At 33.3% G+C, this 17208-nt stretch carries 14 protein-coding genes; 13 read left to right on the top strand and 1 reads right to left on the bottom strand.

From position 1 onward, the window contains the following. Window positions 1-26: 26 nt before the first annotated feature. Complete coding sequence (locus ACSHWW_RS12825) at window positions 27-1238, bottom strand: sensor histidine kinase (protein WP_435682861.1); 1212 nt, start codon at window positions 1236-1238, stop codon at window positions 27-29. Between the two features lie 201 nt (window positions 1239-1439). Between ACSHWW_RS12825 and ACSHWW_RS12820 the strand changes: the two genes are divergently transcribed. The 13 genes from ACSHWW_RS12820 to ACSHWW_RS12760 all read left to right on the top strand — a co-directional run. Further along, window positions 1440-3878: a DUF5916 domain-containing protein gene (locus ACSHWW_RS12820; protein WP_435682860.1), complete on the top strand. Its 2439-nt coding sequence runs from the start codon at window positions 1440-1442 to the stop codon at window positions 3876-3878. A gap of 132 nt (window positions 3879-4010) precedes the next feature. Further along, a complete protein-coding gene (locus ACSHWW_RS12815) occupies window positions 4011-5057 on the top strand; it encodes a glycosyltransferase family 9 protein (protein ID WP_435682859.1) in 1047 nt (348 codons plus the stop codon). 16 nt (window positions 5058-5073) lie between these two features. Beyond that, window positions 5074-5589: a hypothetical protein gene (locus ACSHWW_RS12810; RefSeq protein WP_435682858.1), complete on the top strand. Its 516-nt coding sequence runs from the start codon at window positions 5074-5076 to the stop codon at window positions 5587-5589. A gap of 128 nt (window positions 5590-5717) precedes the next feature. After that, window positions 5718-7028 (top strand): DEAD/DEAH box helicase, encoded by a 1311-nt coding sequence (locus tag ACSHWW_RS12805; protein WP_435682857.1) that lies wholly within the window; start codon window positions 5718-5720, stop codon window positions 7026-7028. A gap of 167 nt (window positions 7029-7195) precedes the next feature. Further along, window positions 7196-7387, top strand: a complete 192-nt coding sequence (locus ACSHWW_RS12800) for a cold-shock protein (protein ID WP_036579162.1) — start codon at window positions 7196-7198, stop codon at window positions 7385-7387. Between the two features lie 299 nt (window positions 7388-7686). Then, the gene (locus ACSHWW_RS12795) at window positions 7687-7878 is read left to right on the top strand and encodes a cold-shock protein (RefSeq protein WP_435682856.1); all 192 of its coding nucleotides are present in this window, start codon (window positions 7687-7689) and stop codon (window positions 7876-7878) included. Window positions 7879-8150: 272 nt separating this feature from the next. Next, window positions 8151-10325 (top strand): tetratricopeptide repeat protein, encoded by a 2175-nt coding sequence (locus ACSHWW_RS12790; protein WP_435682855.1) that lies wholly within the window; start codon window positions 8151-8153, stop codon window positions 10323-10325. Window positions 10326-10329: 4 nt separating this feature from the next. Continuing rightward, the gene (locus ACSHWW_RS12785; RefSeq protein ID WP_435682854.1) at window positions 10330-11067 is read left to right on the top strand and encodes a LytR/AlgR family response regulator transcription factor; all 738 of its coding nucleotides are present in this window, start codon (window positions 10330-10332) and stop codon (window positions 11065-11067) included. 160 nt (window positions 11068-11227) lie between these two features. After that, window positions 11228-11794, top strand: coding sequence for a hypothetical protein (locus ACSHWW_RS12780; RefSeq protein ID WP_435682853.1), 567 nt, complete (start codon window positions 11228-11230; stop codon window positions 11792-11794). An 81-nt stretch (window positions 11795-11875) separates the two neighbouring features. Next, window positions 11876-13330, top strand: coding sequence for a leucine-rich repeat domain-containing protein (locus ACSHWW_RS12775; RefSeq protein WP_435682852.1), 1455 nt, complete (start codon window positions 11876-11878; stop codon window positions 13328-13330). Window positions 13331-13347: 17 nt separating this feature from the next. Beyond that, window positions 13348-14655 carry a T9SS type A sorting domain-containing protein gene (locus ACSHWW_RS12770; protein ID WP_435682851.1) on the top strand — a complete coding sequence of 436 codons (1308 nt, stop codon included), beginning with the start codon at window positions 13348-13350 and terminating at the stop codon, window positions 14653-14655. Between the two features lie 38 nt (window positions 14656-14693). Further along, on the top strand, window positions 14694-15080 hold the full coding sequence (locus ACSHWW_RS12765; RefSeq protein ID WP_435682850.1) for a hypothetical protein: 387 nt from the start codon (window positions 14694-14696) through the stop codon (window positions 15078-15080). A gap of 37 nt (window positions 15081-15117) precedes the next feature. Next, window positions 15118-17208: beta strand repeat-containing protein (locus ACSHWW_RS12760; protein ID WP_435682849.1), on the top strand; the 2091-nt coding region annotated here is incomplete at its 3' end.

Raw genomic sequence — 17208 nt, 5'->3', positions numbered from 1 at the left:
ATAATAATTGAAATATGAACAGATAATTATTCAACGATGCCTTTAGGAAATTTAATGACAAATTCTGTCCATTCACCGAGCTTAGAATCAACGGTAATGGATCCATTCATGTGCTCTAGTAATCTTGCAACCGTTGCGAGTCCTATTCCAGTTCCTTGATTACCATTACGATCCTTTTCTGCAGCGATATAAAACAGTTTAAAAACAGATTTTAAATTTTCTGGAGAAATTCCACTTCCATTATCTTTTATTCTTATTTCATAATCATTTGGGTAGCTCTCTAAATGTATATCTATAATGGTTTTTTCCTTATCTCCATATTTCACAGAGTTTGTAACCACATTTATCAAAATTTGTTGGAGAGCCATTTCACTGGTATGTAATGTGGTATCTAGAGCTGGTATATAATTAACAACAACGTCATCATCTTTAACAGTCATGGCAATGACATCTTCGATTAAATCGACATAACTCACGTGGTCATAAATGTTTGAAACAAGTTCTTCACTTTGATAAAATTGCAACATTCCATCAATGTATCTACTCATAGTGGTAGAGCTTCCTTTTAAGTAGCCTAAATATTCCTTACTTTGATCAGATAGTGATTGTTCACTTTCTTTTAAAAGTTCAGTAATCATTATGATGTTAGAAAGTGGTGCTTTAAGATCATGAGAAACAATCCCTGCAAAATCTTTTAATTCATCATTACGTTCCTGAAGTGTCGAGGTCACTTTCTCCAATTGAATCGTTTTATAACGTTCTTCAAATAACGCAATAACCTGCTTAGACATAGACTTAAGAGCGGTTATTTGATTTTCCTTTAAGGTTCTAGGTTTATGATCATAAACACATAAAGTACCCAGTTTATATCCATTTTTATCAACTAGAGGTACACCTGCATAGAAAATCGCATTAAAACCATCTACTAAAGGATTGCCTTGAAATCTATGATCTTCTCTAGCGTCTGGCACAATCATTATGTCTTCTTCACTTGCGATAGCATGACCACAAAATGAGATGTCTCTTGGAGATTCAGACATGTCAATACCGTGTCTAGATTTCAAAAAATTACGATCCTTATCCATTAATGTGATTAGTGATATAGGAGCATCACATATACTTGAAACGATTGACGTGATGCTATCATAATTTTCCTCTGGCATCGTGTCGAGCAAATTGTAGGTCTCTACAGCTGCTTGCCTGTATTGCTCGTTTGTAGGTATAGGTGGTTTTATCATTTTGTTTTTTTGCAGCTTAAGCAGGTGAAAACTCTTTATAAATTGAACTATAAGAGTTAAGCAATATCAAAGATAGATGTACTATACCTTACAATATATGTATAAATGGATAATTAATTAAAGAAACAAAAATAATTATGTAGGACAACTGTAACATTTTGTTTTGAGTCAAGTCTATTTTTCAATCACTAACCAAGATTCATGAGACTTCCTTTAATCACTCTATGTTTGCTATTTTGTATTCAAGCATTCGGGCAAGAAAAGAAAAAACTAAACATTCAACGTACAGATGATTCACCTAAGATTGATGGTGAGCTTACAGACACAGCTTGGCAAAATGCCGAAGAAGCCACAGGTTTTATTCAATTTAGACCTATTCCAGGAGTAAAAGACTCATTACACAATCGTACGGTTGTTAAAATGACTTATGATGATAATGCTATTTATGTAGCCGCTTACTTATATGATGATACAGCTCTTATTGCAAAACAGTTTGCGAGTAGAGACAATTTTGCTTTCTCAGATTTTTTTGGTTTTGTAGTGAATCCAAATAATGATGCTCAGAACGATACAGAGTTTTTTGTCTTTGCCTCAGGTGCTCAGGCAGATGCTACCGCAAATCCTACCGTTGGTGAAGATTTTGGCTGGAATGCTGTGTGGGATAGTGCTGTTAAAATGCAAAACGATGGATGGACTTTGGAAATGAAAATTCCTTATCGCTGTTTGAGATTTGATAACAAAGATTTAGAAACTTGGGGAATTCAATTTCATCGCAGGTTTAAACGTACTGAGGCACAATATACATGGAACGAGCTGGACGTGACTAAAGGAAACATAGGTTTATACCATGGAGAATTAAAAGGACTGAGTGCTATCGATCCACCAGTAAGATTAGCTTTTTATCCATTTATCTCTGGTGTGACTAATAGCTTTGAAGGAACTACAGAAACTAATTTCAACGCAGGACTTGATTTAAAATATGGCATTACAGAGAACTTCACACTGGACGCAACACTTATTCCAGATTTTAGCCAGGCAGGATTTGATGATGTAACTCTTAATTTAGGACCGTTTGAACAAACTTTTTCTGAGCAAAGACAGTTTTTTACTGAAGGGCTAGATCTATTCAGTAAAGGAAATTTATTCTTTTCTAGAAGAGTTGGAAACGCACCTACGGGCGATGTAAGTTTAAATGCAAATGAAGAGTTGGTAGCCTATCCACGTACAAGTAAAGTGTTGAACGCCATTAAGGTATCTGGTCGTACTAAGAAAGGTCTCGGTCTAGGATTCTTTAATAGCATAACAGAAAAAACCTATGCAACCGTTGAAAATACAGTAACTGGTAATAGAAGAGAAGAACTAGTAGAACCATTTACTAATTACAATATCATAGTCGCAGACCAGCAATTTAATCAAAACTCAAGTATAGGAATCATAAACACAAACACCACTAGAAATGGTGGTTTTAGAGATGCAAATGTGACCGCTTTACTTGCAGACATCGTGAATAAACGTAACACATATAATATTCAAGGTCAGGTTAAAATGAGTCATCTCAACCTTGAAAATGGTAATCAATCGGGCTATAGCACCTTTTTTAGAGCACAGACTGTTGCTGGAAAGCATCGCTTTAACTTTGATCATACTTATGTGGATACTAAATTTGATATCAACGATCTAGGATTACAGTTCAGGAATAACCGCAATGACTTTGGCGTTAATTATACCTTTAGAACATTTGAACCTACAGGAAAGTGGAATAACATCTTTGTAAATACATATATAGACTATACTAGACTCGCAAATCCAGATACTTTTACTGGATTAGGAATAGGAGCAAATTTTAATGGTAACACTACATCATTAAATAATTATGGTGCAAATATTAATCTACAGCCTGGTCGTCAATTTGATTATTTTGAGCCACGTAAAGCTGGTGCTTTTTTCATAAGAGAAAATGGTGTGAATATGAACGCATGGTTCAATTCAAACGATAATAAGAAAGTAGCCATAAGCGCAAATTTTGGTATTGAAAGTTTATTGGAACCTGGACGCGATTATGTAAATTATTGGTTTGGATTTGGGCCTAGAATACGTTTTAATGATAAGTTCGTTTTGTCCTACTTTTTTGATAGAGAATATTATACAGGAGATAGAGGTTACGTGACTCAAGTAGGAAATGATGTAGTAATGGGAGATCGCCAGCGCATAGAAATTGAGCAAACTATTAATGCAAATTATAACTTCAATCCCTATCATACTTTGTCATTGACATTAAGAAATTATTGGGGAATTGTTGATTATAATAAGGATTTATTCACGTTACAAGATAACGGTCGTGTCGCAAATACAGGTTATACCACAACTAATATTCCTAACGATCCTAACATCAATTTCACGACTTGGAATTTTGATTTGAGTTACTCATGGCAAGTAGCTCCAGGTAGTTTTTTAACTGCGTTATACCGCAATCAACTGTTTAATTTTGATAATGAATCACAGGCGACATATAATCGTAGTATAGGCAATCTATTGGACCAGTCGTTGAATCAAACAGTTTCGATAAAACTACAATACTTCATCGATTACAATCAAATTCCGGGCTTTTTTAAAGGTAAGAAGAAGAAAAGCACATTGTAAATTGAAATAGATGATTTTGATTACGCTTTCGCGAAAGCGTAATTCTCAACACACCTTAACAATTAAATTAAGCTTATAATTCCATCACTTTAATTGCGGTTGCTTACTTTTGCAAACTCGTTATTAACCGACATGGCAAAACATAAGAAAGTCAATAATTACCGTAGGAAAATCATGAAATCTCTAACGAGAAAGATTGGTACAACTCATGAGCCTAAACCTGGTGATTTAATAGATTTAAATGGTGTCAAGCGTGTGTTAATCGTACGTACTAATCACAGGCTAGGTAACTTAATCCTTATCACGCCTCTAGTTCAAGAGGTGATTGCAACGTTCCCAAATGCCAAAATAGACCTTATTGTTCAAGGTTTTCTAGGACCTATCATTTTTGAGAATTATGAAGCTGTAGATAAAATCACAAGATTGCCTAAAAAGCCTTTTAAAAACCTCAAAGACTATATAAAAGGAGCAACATCAGTTAGAAACAGAAAATATGATTTTGCTATAAACGCTGTAACTGGATCATCTTCAGGAAGGTTGTATACACAAATGGCCAAGGCAAAATTCAAAGTTTACGGAGAAGAAGAACAAGATTTTACAGCCCATTACACAGACGGAATGCACATCGCAAAGGAGCAAGTCTATGCATTTAGAGCTTATATGGAAAATTTAGGTTTTCCTGATCAACATTTACCTGTCAAGAATCTAAGTATAGAATTGACTAACGAAGAATCACAACGTGGACTTGAAAAACTCCGTGAAATCGCAGACGATTCTAAGAAGACCATTTCCATTTTTACCTTTGCAACAGGAGATAAATGTTATAAGCCAGACTGGTGGATTCCTTTCTATAAAAGACTCCAGTTAGAATATCCTAACTATCATATAGTAGAGGTGCTGCCTTATGAAAACGTTTCCCAAATAGACTTTACAGCGCCATCTTACTACAGTAAAGACATAAGAGAAATTGCCGCATTTATTTCTCATACTGATGTGTGGATAGGAGCAGATTGTGGTATCATGCACCTTGCCAGTGCTAGTGGCGCACCGGTAGTAGGATTATTTTCCCGCATGAATCGCAACGTGTATGAACCTTTTAATGGTAAGAGTTTTTCTCTATTTACAGGAGATTTAAAATATGACCAAATCATAAACGCCGTCGATGGTGTTTTAAAATAATTTAATAAAATCTATTATGGCTAAACCAAGTGCTACATCGCTTAAAATGAGAATATTTCACCGCTATTTAGGCTTTTTCCTAGCTGGAATTATGGCTATGTATGCTATCAGTGGAATCGTTTTAATATTCCGTGATAGTGATGTGATGAAACGTGAGGTTGCTTATTCTAAAGTGATCAGTACTCAATTAAATGAAAAAGCTCTAGGTCAAGCGATAGGTGACAAGAGACTCAAGATTGAAAGCACAAATGGTGATCTCGTTCTATTTAAAAATGGAAGTTATAATAAAGTCACCGGTACCGCCGAATTCACTAAAATGGAATTGCCTTATGTGCTGGATAAGATGACGCACCTGCACAAAGCAAAATCTAGTCAACCATTATTTTTCTTGAATATCATTTTTGGACTTGGGTTATTATTTTTTGTGATTTCAAGTTTTTGGATGTTCATGCCTGGCACAAATATCTTCAAGAAAGGAATGCTCTTTGCTGCTGGTGGACTTTTGCTAGCATTAATACTTATCTTTATATAAGTAGGTTTACATAGTTTGCAATTTTGGTTTTTGAATACGCTTTCGCGAAAGCGTATTTAAAACAATCACACCATTTCTTTATAGTACTCTTAGTGAAATAGAGTAGTGGAAACCACTACTTTTGCAACATGTCAACAACTATAAAAAATCAAGCGCAAATCCTTGAGAAATTAGGGATTACCGCATTAAATCCTATGCAGGAACAAGCATTGCTTACTATTCCAGCATATCCTAGTACTATATTACTATCTCCTACGGGAACAGGTAAAACACTCGCGTTCTTACTTCCTTTAATTAACGAGTTAAAACCGGCGATTAAAGAAGTTCAACTACTCATACTCGTTCCATCTAGGGAACTAGCGATTCAAATTGAGCAAGTAATACGTGATATGGGAACCGGTTTTAAGGCAAACGCCGTATATGGTGGAAGACCTATTTCCAAGGATAAACTTGAACTGGCGCATACTCCAGCAATTCTTATAGGTACGCCAGGTCGTGTTCTAGATCATCTAGATCGAGAAAGTTTCTCTATCGAGGAGTTGAAGACCATCGTACTGGATGAGTTTGATAAATCACTAGAAGTAGGATTTGAACAAGAAATGGGAGATATTCTTACTGATTTAATTCATGTAAAGAAACGCGTACTTACCAGTGCAACTCAAAATATAAGAATTCCAGACTTTGCAAAAGTGAAAAATCCTAAAGTGATAGACTATACGGCTGCTGGAGTTGCTCAATTAGATATTAAGAAAGTAACTGCTGCAAATAAAGATAAGCTGGCAACACTTATCAATTTATTGCAACATATAGGGAATCAACCAGGTATTATATTCTGTAACTTTAAGGATACGATCAATTTTGTGAGTGAACATTTGAGCATTCATAATATATCTCATGGATTATTCCATGGTGGACTGGAGCAACAAGAACGTGAACGTGCGTTAATCAAGTTTAGGAATGGAACACATCAGGTTATTATTGCCACAGATCTAGCTGCACGTGGTCTCGATATACCAGAATTAAAATACATCATACATTACCAATTGCCGTTAAAAGCCGAGGAGTTTACTCATAGAAATGGCAGAACTGCTCGTATGAATGCTCAAGGAACCGCTTATGTCTTACAATGGAATAAAGAAACTGTTCCCGATTTCATTACTACTGAGGAAGTTTTAATTCCAAAACCAGAAACTACAAAACTAGGAACGGAATGGGCAACGGTATTTATATCTGGTGGTCGTAAGGATAAAATCTCTAAAGGAGATATCGCTGGATTGTTTTTCAAGCAAGGTGGACTCGAGAAAAACGAATTAGGTGTTATAGAGTTGAAACAGGATTGTGCCTTTGTAGCGGTACCTAAGAAAAAGCTCTACGAAGTGATAGATAAAACTAATAATACTCGCTTGAAGAAGAAAAAGGTGCGTATTTATGAGCTATAACAGCTCTAAATAATTGAAAAAGAGCGATTTTACTGCTTTTAATAGCCGCTTTTAAAGCTTGCAGGTATCGTTAATGCTCAATAAATGAAGTTTAATCACTATTTAATGTGATTGGCAATTGAATGATACTATCTTTGCAACTTATATTATAATTTAATTACATTAAGATGAGTAAAGGAACAGTAAAATTTTTCAACGAAACTAAAGGATTTGGTTTCATCACTGAAGAAGGAGTAGACAAAGATCATTTCGTACACATTTCAGGATTAATCGATGAGATTCGTGAAGGTGACGAGGTTGAATTTGACCTTAAAGAAGGTAACAAAGGATTAAATGCAGTGAACGTAAAAGTTCTATAAGACATATATTCAACGTTTAGAAAAAAGCTCAACCGTAGGTTGGGCTTTTTTTATGGCTTGTATTGAACTATTGGGAAACTTTAACTGATTACTATTTTCCAAAAAGAAATTATGGATTGTATGCATCAATAGTATTAATATTCACATTTGATAAAGGATATTGTAATAAAAGAATGAAATACACATAATAGTTGCTATTAAAAATTGTCCTGCCTCAAACTAGTCTATCTTTGCAGCGCTAATTGTTTGTGGCACAAGGTTTGCAAATGAGTTAGTATTAACAATTTAATTACAATACAATGAGTAAAGGAACAGTAAAATTTTTCAACGAAACAAAAGGATTTGGATTCATCACTGAAGAAGGAGTAGATAAAGATCACTTCGTACACATTTCAGGATTAATCGATGAGATCCGTGAAGGTGACGAGGTTGAATTTGACTTACAAGAAGGAAACAAAGGACTTAATGCAGTGAACGTTAAAGTTCTATAAGACATATTTTCAAAGTTTTAAGAAAAAGCCCATCCATAAGGATGGGCTTTTTTGTGTTTAATATTTTGATACATAGAAATAGGTGAGAAGTTATCTCATAATCATCAAATGGTATTTAATCATAAATGACTTCCTTCCTAACGCTTATGGCTCAAAAAGCGACAAAAATGAATTGGATATTAATTAATATCTTAATTATCAGTATTATTATAGATTCTAGCTCTCATAAGCATTGATTTAAATGAGCTAGAAATATCAGTTTACTTAAGATTATGAAAAATAGATTTCTCTTTATATTATTATTACTAGCAATAGGTTCACAAGCTCAAAACAAGGCAGTAGACAGTGTAAGAAACGAGCTAAGATTACACAAACAAAAGGATACTACGAGAGTACGACTTCTTAATTCGTTGATATATGATCTTAATGAATATAATCTGGATGGTATTGATGAATTAATTAAGGAGTCTGAATATTTAATTGATTCCTTGAATTTTGAAGATGGAAAAGCAGAGCTTTATTATTTCAAAGGTCATATTGCTTTAAAAAAATCAGACTTTCAAAACGTTATAGAAACGAATCAAAAAGCGTATGACATCTATAAAAAATTAAATAATAAAAAAGGAATATCTTATTCCTTAAATAGTATAGGTATTGCTCATTATTCACAAGGTAACCTTGATAAAGCCATTGAATATTTTGAAAATTCAGCTGTAATAGATCGAGAAAGAAATGATCTTAAAGGTGTCGCTGCAGTGCTTAATAATGTAGGGAATATTTATGCAGATCGTGGTGACTATGATCAAGCAGTCGTCAATTACACAAAATCATTAGAGATTAGAAGACAAATTAAGGATTCTATTGATATAGCCTCTTCTCTTACAAACATTGGTGGTATTTTTGGTGAACAAAATAATGCTCCCAAAGCTATTGAGTATTTAAATCAAGCACTAGACATCCACAATTCTCTAGAGATTCCAAATGAATATGAAACCTTAACGATTACTATTAATTTGGCTATTATTTATCAAATGCAACAGCAATATGATAAAGCTATTAATTACTATAATAAAGCTCTTGAATTGTCAAGAAAATATGGAAAAAAGGAAGTTATTGCAGGGTCTTTAAATGGGTTAGGATTCATCAAGCTCGCACAAGACAAAGATGATGAAGCATTACCATATTTATTAGAAGCACTAGAAATAAATAAAGAAATCAATGATCAATATGGAATTGCTAATGGATTAAGTTTTATAGCTGAAATAGAATATAGCAAAGGTAATTATGAGAAAGCCTTAGATTATTTTAAGCAATCAGAAAAAATTTGCGAAGAGATAGGTAATGCTATAGGTGTAAGCAGAACTTATTTTGGTCTTGCAAAAGTTTATTCAACCCAAGGAAATAATGACCTTGCTTTTGAATACCTAGAAAAGTGTGAAGAAATTTCTATTCAATTTAATTTTCTTGATGCACAAAGAGATTGCAAAGACTTGTATTACCAGATTTATGAAAAGTCAGGTCAATATAAAAAAGCTCTAGAAAATCATGTAGCCTATAAAAACCTAAACGATAGCATTTTCAACAAAGAAAACATTGAGAAAATAGCGCAGTTAGAGAATCAATTTAAATATCAAAAAGAATTGGACTCTGCGAGCATCAGAGAATTGAAACTGACTAAAACTGTAAAAGATGCCACAGAGAATTTAGAAAAATCACAACGTAATTTATTATTAGGTGTTATTGCCTTTTTACTTTTAACGCTGGCACTTGCAGCAATTATTTTCTCTCTCAAGCTTAGAAATGCAAAGGCTAAGACTCAAAATATAGTTATGGAGCAAAAATTATTACGCTCGCAAATGACACCACATTTTATTTTTAATTCACTTTCTGTTTTACAAGGAATGATATTAAATAAAGACGAAGAAAAATCCATTTCCTATTTATCTAAATTCTCTAAGCTCCTGAGAACCATTTTAGAAAATTCACGTCATAGAACGGTATCACTGGCTGACGAGCTATCTGCTATAGACAGCTATGTGGAGTTACAAAATCTAGATACAGATCCACCATTTCATTTCAAATATGAGATAGATAAAAATATAGATCCAGAGGCATTAAAAATTCCACCTATGCTTATTCAACCTTTTATTGAGAACGCTATAGAACACGCTTTTCCTGATAGATCAAAGCATAAAGAAATCAACGTAGCTATACGTTTTCATGGAGATCAATTAACTTGTACTATTGATGATAATGGAGTAGGGATTTCTAAGGACGATCAAAAAATTAATAAGACTAAAAAATCTCTTGCAACAACTATTACTTCAGAACGACTCAAAGTACTGTCTAAAGATTTTAACTCTCCAGGATCACTTACTTTAAAGAACAAAATGGAAGATGGTAAAAACGGAACCATGGTAACGTTAATAATCCCTTATATCTCTTAAATATATGAAAGCATTAATTGTAGAAGATAAAGAAAACATAAGGAAAGGCTTAATACATATCCTTGCTTCATTAGATAAAGATATAACAGTAGTAGGTGAGTGCGAGTCTGTTAAAGATGCGGTAATCGTAACTAAGGCATGTAAACCAGACTTAATTTTTCTTGATATTAATCTCACAGATGGTACTGGATTTGACTTTTTAAAACAAACTGATGATTTAAAATTTAAAGTCATCTTTATTACAGCTTATGAAGAATATGCATTACAAGCTTTAAAAATAGGAGCAGTAGATTATTTATTGAAACCAGTGGACATAGACGAACTAAAAGTTGCTCTAGAGAAAATAGAAGCGTTACCATTAGAGGTTCAAAAACAACAAATTAAAAAAGTTCAAAATGCGATTAATAATGAAGGTGAAACTCTCATACTATCGTTACAAGATTCCTTTCAAGTAATTCATCTTCAAAATTTAATGTATTGCGAGTCAGATAAAGGTTATACCACATTTTATTTAGAAGATGGGAAAAAACATCTCGCATCTAAACCTATTAAGGAATTTGAAGAACAGCTTATTGCTGGTACCTTTATTCGACCACATCAATCCTTTATGGTGAATCTTCAGTTTATAGATAAATATGATAAATCTGGAACCATTTATTTGAAAAATGGTAAAAGAATCCCTGTATCTACACGCAAAAAGGAAGGTTTCTTAAATCGACTATTCGGCTGGAACAGAGAATAGTATCCTGATTTGCATTTCATCGATTTGCGCATATTGTTTTAAACGTATCGCATATTGATTATAACTGCTCGCAAATAGAATACTCATTTTTATAGAGCTTATAACATCATATGTTTATCTCATCAATAGCACAGCACAAGTGCTCAAACAGATAAACATTATGAAAAAAATCAGTCTATTTATTTTAATCGGTGCCGTACTCAGCTTAGTCTCTTGTGGAGGAAACACGGCAGATCAACCAGCAACTGCAGCAGGTTTTACAGAAATTCAAAACGAAATTAAAAGTGAGTTTGGTGAAGATGCTTACTTCACAGACATCAGTATAGTTTACGATAAAACCATAGGTAACATAGTAGGTGTTACAGTAACCACAGATCCTAGTTCATTAAAAATGGGGCAGTGGAATTTAAGTCAAGGTTCCTGGACACAAAACTCAGACATCTCTCTAGAGGTTCCTGAAGGTACGCAAGCTGCAGATTTTATGTATCAGCTTAATGACCAAATTAATCTTACTCAACTAGGCTCTTTAATAGAAAAATCTAAACAGCAATTAAAAGACGAGAAGGATCTTGAAAACCCTACTCTTTACACTGCTTCTGTGATTTTCCCTAAAAATGGGGATATCGCTAGAACAGAATATGCCATTAATCTCAAACCAGAAAACGGTGGTACTACGTTCCGTTTTTATTACGCACTAGATGGATCCCTTAGAAAAATGGATTACTAGTTTATTTCTATTACATATTTCCATTCTGCTTTCGCGAAAGCATGCAAAACAATCTCAAATCAACTTTAAAAATCTACAATCATGAAAAAATCTTTACTTAGTATTTTAATTCTTTTTACAGTAACCATAGGATACGGACAGATATTCACTCAAAATTCAATGGAATTTATAGTTAACTCTGGCACAAACACGGTTACAGTCAGAGACTATAATGCTTCCACAGGAGGCGTTAATGTAGTAATCCCTTCAACGGTTACAAATAATAACATTACTTATACGGTTACAGAAATAGGTTATGGTGCTTTTTTTGGAGGAAATCCACCATTTATAACGACTGTAAGTTTTCCTAATACATTAACTACAATAGGAGAAATATCATTTTCTTCAAATCAGATTTCAAATTTAGTTATACCAGATAGTGTTACTATTATTGATGATTACGCTTTTCAAGGTAATCTAATTAGTGATGTGGTGATTCCTTTAAATGTTACATCTATAGGAATAGGCGCTTTTAGGGTAAACCCTTTATCTTCTATTACTTCTTATGCAACAACAGCACCGACTATAACAACGGCTTCTAATCAAAGTGATACTTTTTACAACAATGGTGTACGTGAAACCATAGATTTAATTATACCTGATGGCTCTACGACATCATATTCAAGTGGTACTGGTGCTTTATGGACAGGTTTTAATATGGTTTTTGAACAGAATCCTACGATAAGTAATGAGGTAGCAATTTCTGACTATAGCTTAGTTAATGGATTAAATTTAAATATTCCTTCTACGGTTACTACAGCATCACAATCTTATACGGTTACCGCTATAGCAGATAATGCTTTTAAGGATGATGGCTTAACCAGTGTCACAATACCTAATGGTATTACAGAAATAGGAATCTCTGCATTTGAAAATAATAGTTTAACCGCAGTTACAATACCAAATAGTGTAATCACAATAGGAACTACAGCCTTTGTAACTAATTCGATAAGTAGTTTAACATTAGGTGATAACGTATCCACTATAGGATTAGGAGCGTTTGGATTTAATCAATTAACCTCTGTAACATTTCCTAGTAGTGTCACAAACATAGGTGCAGTTGCCTTTTTTAATAATTTGTTGACAGATGTTACATCTCTAGCAATAACTCCACCAAATGTTACAACAGGTACTAATGATACCTTTGATACACGTGGTAATATTAATCTACACATTCCACCAGGAACATCTGCTGACTATGTTACTAATTCCGGTGCACTATGGATCAATTTTAATATGGTGGCCGAAGATGCTTTGAGTTCCTCGGACTTTGAACTGGATAATGATATTATTCTCTACACTTCAAATAATTTCATAAAGTTGAGTTTTTCAAATCAAATTGAATTTGAGAAATATACCCTTTATAATATGGCTGGTTCTCAAGTGGCGCAAGGAATTGAAAGTGAGATTTATACTAATTCATTTGCAAATGGTATTTATATAGTCAAACTAGACTTTGATAAAGGTACTGTGGTGAAAAAAGTAGTTATTAATTAATACTTAAAATCTAAAAAATGAAAAACCTCATATTTATAATAACTGCATTAATTTCCACAATAAGTATTGCTCAAAACGCCATCATTCCAGATGTTAATTTTAAAGCATACTTGGTAGGTAATCCTTCCATAAATACTAATGGTGATACTGAAATACAGATAACAGAAGCAGTGGCATTTACGGGACATATCAATTGTCCAAACATGAATATTGCAAGTTTAGTCGGTATAGAAGAATTTACAAATATTACCCAATTAACTGCGTGGAGTAACCAAATCACATTTGCTGATTTAAGCGACAATACCGCGCTAACCTTTGTAAGATTAGAAAATAATCTATTGACTAACATTATATTGAATAGAACAAATTCATTGATTTATTATTTATGGTTACAACAAAATCAATTGACAAGTTTTAATGCTTCCGAACATCCTTTATTAGAATATTTCTCAATACGATTTAATCAAATGACTTCTATAGATGTAAGTCAAAATCCACTGTTAAAATATTTTGGTTGTGGATCTAATATGTTAACCAGTTTAGATGTTACTCAAAACACAGCATTGGAAACATTATTTTTTGATAACAACGGTTTAACCAGTATTGATTTGAGTCAAAATGCTGTTTTGAAGAATATTAGCTGTACTAATAATCAGTTGCAAGCGCTTGATTTTTCACAAAATCCTTTAATGGAGCTCATTACTTGCTGGAATAATCAATTGACTTCTATCAACGTTTTACAGAATCCACAATTACTTGAATTGAACTGTAGTCAGAATCAGCTTACTGTTGTGAACACCTCACAAAATCCTGTTTTAGATGAATTATTTTGTGATAATAACCCTATTACAAGCTTAGATGTTTCTGCCAACGTAGCTCTTACAGAGTTAGGAGTATATACTACACCGTTAACATATTTAAATGTTCAAAATGGTAATAATTCCAATTTCACTTATTTCGGTTCTAGTTTCACACCTAGTTTGATATGTATTTTTGTGGACAATGCTAATTATAGTACAACAAACTGGACTAATACTCATCCAAATAACATCTTTGTGAATAATCAAGCAGAGTGTACTGCCTTATCAAATGAGAGCATGTCTCTAGATGATTCATTCACTATTTATCCTAATCCTGCATCAACTGATATTCACATAAAATATGATGGTTTAATAGATAGAGTGGAAGTGTATGATGTTGCTGGACAAAAGCTAATCGATACTTCAAAGATTCACATTTCAACTAATGAGTTGAAAAGCGGGATTTATTTCATGAAAATATATTCAGGAAGCGAATCCGGTGTAAAACAATTCATTAAAAATTAAATCAATTAGACTTATCAATCATTCAAAAGAACTTAGTTATGGAAAGCATTATCTCAATTAAAAAGGAAATCAATTCATTAGAATCATTGCATACGTTTATAGATAAGCAAACTCCTTATGAATGCATCATCGATTATGATATATGGGACGTTAGATCAAATGCTCAAAACCAAATGGAAAAATGTATGATCATCAAAAAGAACTCTATGAATGCTGTGAAACTCTATTTTTTAAATGATAATAAAGTTAAGCTTGATCATATCATACCTAATAAGATGATGAATGTATATTTTGGCAAAAGACATCGAGTAAGACAAAATATTCTGGAATTTGCCACCACAAAAATTAAGGATTCTTTACTAGCTGCACCACAGCATAAAGCTTTCAAGGAAATTGAAATAATTGTTCTTAGCGCATCTTCATAAGACGAGTTGGTTAAGGGATAAGTTAATTTGAAACGTTATGAGCAATTTAGACAGTACAAACTTTAAGAGAATACAATACATTCAATCTTTATTGTTTGTACTGTTATTTAATATTTTTACAACAGCAGCACAAATAGGAATAAATACAGATGTTCCTGAGGCATTGTTAGATATAAGATCATCAAGTGAGAGCACACCTAGTGCTTTGGATGGAATATTAATCCCTAAAGTGGATAATTTTTCTACTATAAATCCTAGTACTAGTCAACATGGAATGCTTGTTTTTGCAACCGGTAATGGCGCTGCGACTAAAGGTTTTTATTACTGGGATAGTACTGGTTCCACTTGGGTTGCAATGAATACTACGATTAATTTAGATCGTATAAATGACTTGTATGATGGAAAAAGTGATGTGGATGGTTCTGAAAATGGATCCTCTATATTTCTAGGAATCAATGCTGGTGTCAATGATGATAGTTCTGATAATGGAAACATAGGTATTGGCTTTGAATCTATGTATTCAAATACTTCAGGTTATTCTAATTCAGGTTTAGGATATCGTACCTTATATTTCAATACAACTGGAATAGGTAATACTGCTAGTGGATATGAGTCTATGATGTCCAATTCTACAGGGAATTATAATACTGCATTAGGTTATCGATCTTTAGATTCAAATACTTCTGGTTCTTTTAATGTAGGAGTAGGACCTTTTGCATTGAATTCAAATACTTCTGGTGGACTTAATGTAGGAATAGGAGATGCCGCATTAAATAGTAATACAAGTGGTTCAGGAAATGTGTCCATTGGTTTTATTACTATGTTTTCAAATACTACGGGCTCAAGCAATATAGCCATAGGAACCGAATCTTTATCTTCAAATACAACTGGAAGTCATAATGTTGCTCGAGGACATCGTTCTTTATGGTCTAACACTACGGGAACAAATAACATATCCACAGGACTCAATTCTTTAAGGGATAATACCACTGGTAGTCATAACATTGCAACAGGACAACAATCTTTACACGATAATATTTCAGGCGGTCATAATATAGCGACAGGATTTCAAACACTAAATGGAAATACCTCTGGTAATTCTAATGTAGCTATTGGTTTTCAATCTATGTATAGCAATATTTCAGGGGACTTTAATATAGGTCAAGGTAATCAAGCACTGTTTAATAATACAACGGGTAATTATAATATAGCTATAGGCTATAATGCCTTGAGAAATAATACTACCAGCAATAATAATATAGGAATTGGTTTTATGGCTTTAAGAAATAACACCACAGGAGTTCAAAACATTGCACAAGGATCCTCATCCTTGTTCTCAAACACAACAGGAAATCACAACATTGCTAGCGGAAACCACTCATTGTTTGCCAACACGATAGGTTCAAATAATATTGCCCATGGTAACCAATCTTTATTTTCCAACACTACAGGAACCATAAACATTGCCAATGGATCACAAGCGTTATATAGTAATACAACAGGCTCTAACAATATAGCAAATGGTCAAAATTCGTTACGTAGCAATAGGACCGGATCGAATAATATAGCAACTGGAGCATCTGCCTTATTATCAAATTTCTCTGGTAACAATAATATTGCTATTGGTTCTCAATCTTTAAGAGTAAATTCTACGGGATCAAATAATTTAGGATTAGGTTTGAATTCTTTGAGGAATAATTCATTAGGAAATAATAATACAGCTTTGGGCTCACAAGCCTTATATAGCAACATAGCTGGAAGTAACAATGTTGCAATAGGAAATCAAGCTGGTTATAGTGAAACTGGTGATAATAAATTATATATAGAGAATCAGTCTAACGATTTAGATAGTGCTTTGATCTACGGTGAATTTGATAACAACATCATCAGGTTTAATGGCACGATCCAAACTGGGATAGCTGGAACTACTAACTATTTAGAAATAGCTAACTTAGATAACAATAACTTAGGCTTAAATGGAAATATTATTCCATTTTCAGGTTCTGCTGCTGGTTATGATTTAGGCAATAATACTGCAACGGGACATTGGGATGATGTAGTAGCAAATGATTTTGTAACTTTTTCTGATAGAAACACTAAAAAGAACATTAAGCCATTAGCATATGGT

It is taken from the genome of Nonlabens sp., assembly GCF_051251825.1.
GTDB lineage: Bacteria > Bacteroidota > Bacteroidia > Flavobacteriales > Flavobacteriaceae > Nonlabens.
Note: the sequence above shows the minus strand (reverse complement) of the source record. Positions and strands in the feature narration are given on the sequence as shown.

Excerpts from the sequence above, each read along its gene's own strand:
- ACSHWW_RS12825 (WP_435682861.1), bottom strand. The coding sequence starts at position 1,238 with ATGATAAAACCACCTATACCTACAAACGAGCAATACAGGCAAGCAGCT.
- ACSHWW_RS12780 (WP_435682853.1), top strand. The coding sequence starts at position 11,228 with ATGAAAAAAATCAGTCTATTTATTTTAATCGGTGCCGTACTCAGCTTA.
- ACSHWW_RS12800 (WP_036579162.1), top strand. The coding sequence starts at position 7,196 with ATGAGTAAAGGAACAGTAAAATTTTTCAACGAAACTAAAGGATTTGGT.
- ACSHWW_RS12810 (WP_435682858.1), top strand. The coding sequence starts at position 5,074 with ATGGCTAAACCAAGTGCTACATCGCTTAAAATGAGAATATTTCACCGC.
- ACSHWW_RS12785 (WP_435682854.1), top strand. The coding sequence starts at position 10,330 with ATGAAAGCATTAATTGTAGAAGATAAAGAAAACATAAGGAAAGGCTTA.
- ACSHWW_RS12820 (WP_435682860.1), top strand. The coding sequence starts at position 1,440 with ATGAGACTTCCTTTAATCACTCTATGTTTGCTATTTTGTATTCAAGCA.
- ACSHWW_RS12765 (WP_435682850.1), top strand. The coding sequence starts at position 14,694 with ATGGAAAGCATTATCTCAATTAAAAAGGAAATCAATTCATTAGAATCA.
- ACSHWW_RS12815 (WP_435682859.1), top strand. The coding sequence starts at position 4,011 with ATGGCAAAACATAAGAAAGTCAATAATTACCGTAGGAAAATCATGAAA.
- ACSHWW_RS12805 (WP_435682857.1), top strand. The coding sequence starts at position 5,718 with ATGTCAACAACTATAAAAAATCAAGCGCAAATCCTTGAGAAATTAGGG.
- ACSHWW_RS12795 (WP_435682856.1), top strand. The coding sequence starts at position 7,687 with ATGAGTAAAGGAACAGTAAAATTTTTCAACGAAACAAAAGGATTTGGA.
- ACSHWW_RS12775 (WP_435682852.1), top strand. The coding sequence starts at position 11,876 with ATGAAAAAATCTTTACTTAGTATTTTAATTCTTTTTACAGTAACCATA.
- ACSHWW_RS12770 (WP_435682851.1), top strand. The coding sequence starts at position 13,348 with ATGAAAAACCTCATATTTATAATAACTGCATTAATTTCCACAATAAGT.
- ACSHWW_RS12790 (WP_435682855.1), top strand. The coding sequence starts at position 8,151 with ATGAAAAATAGATTTCTCTTTATATTATTATTACTAGCAATAGGTTCA.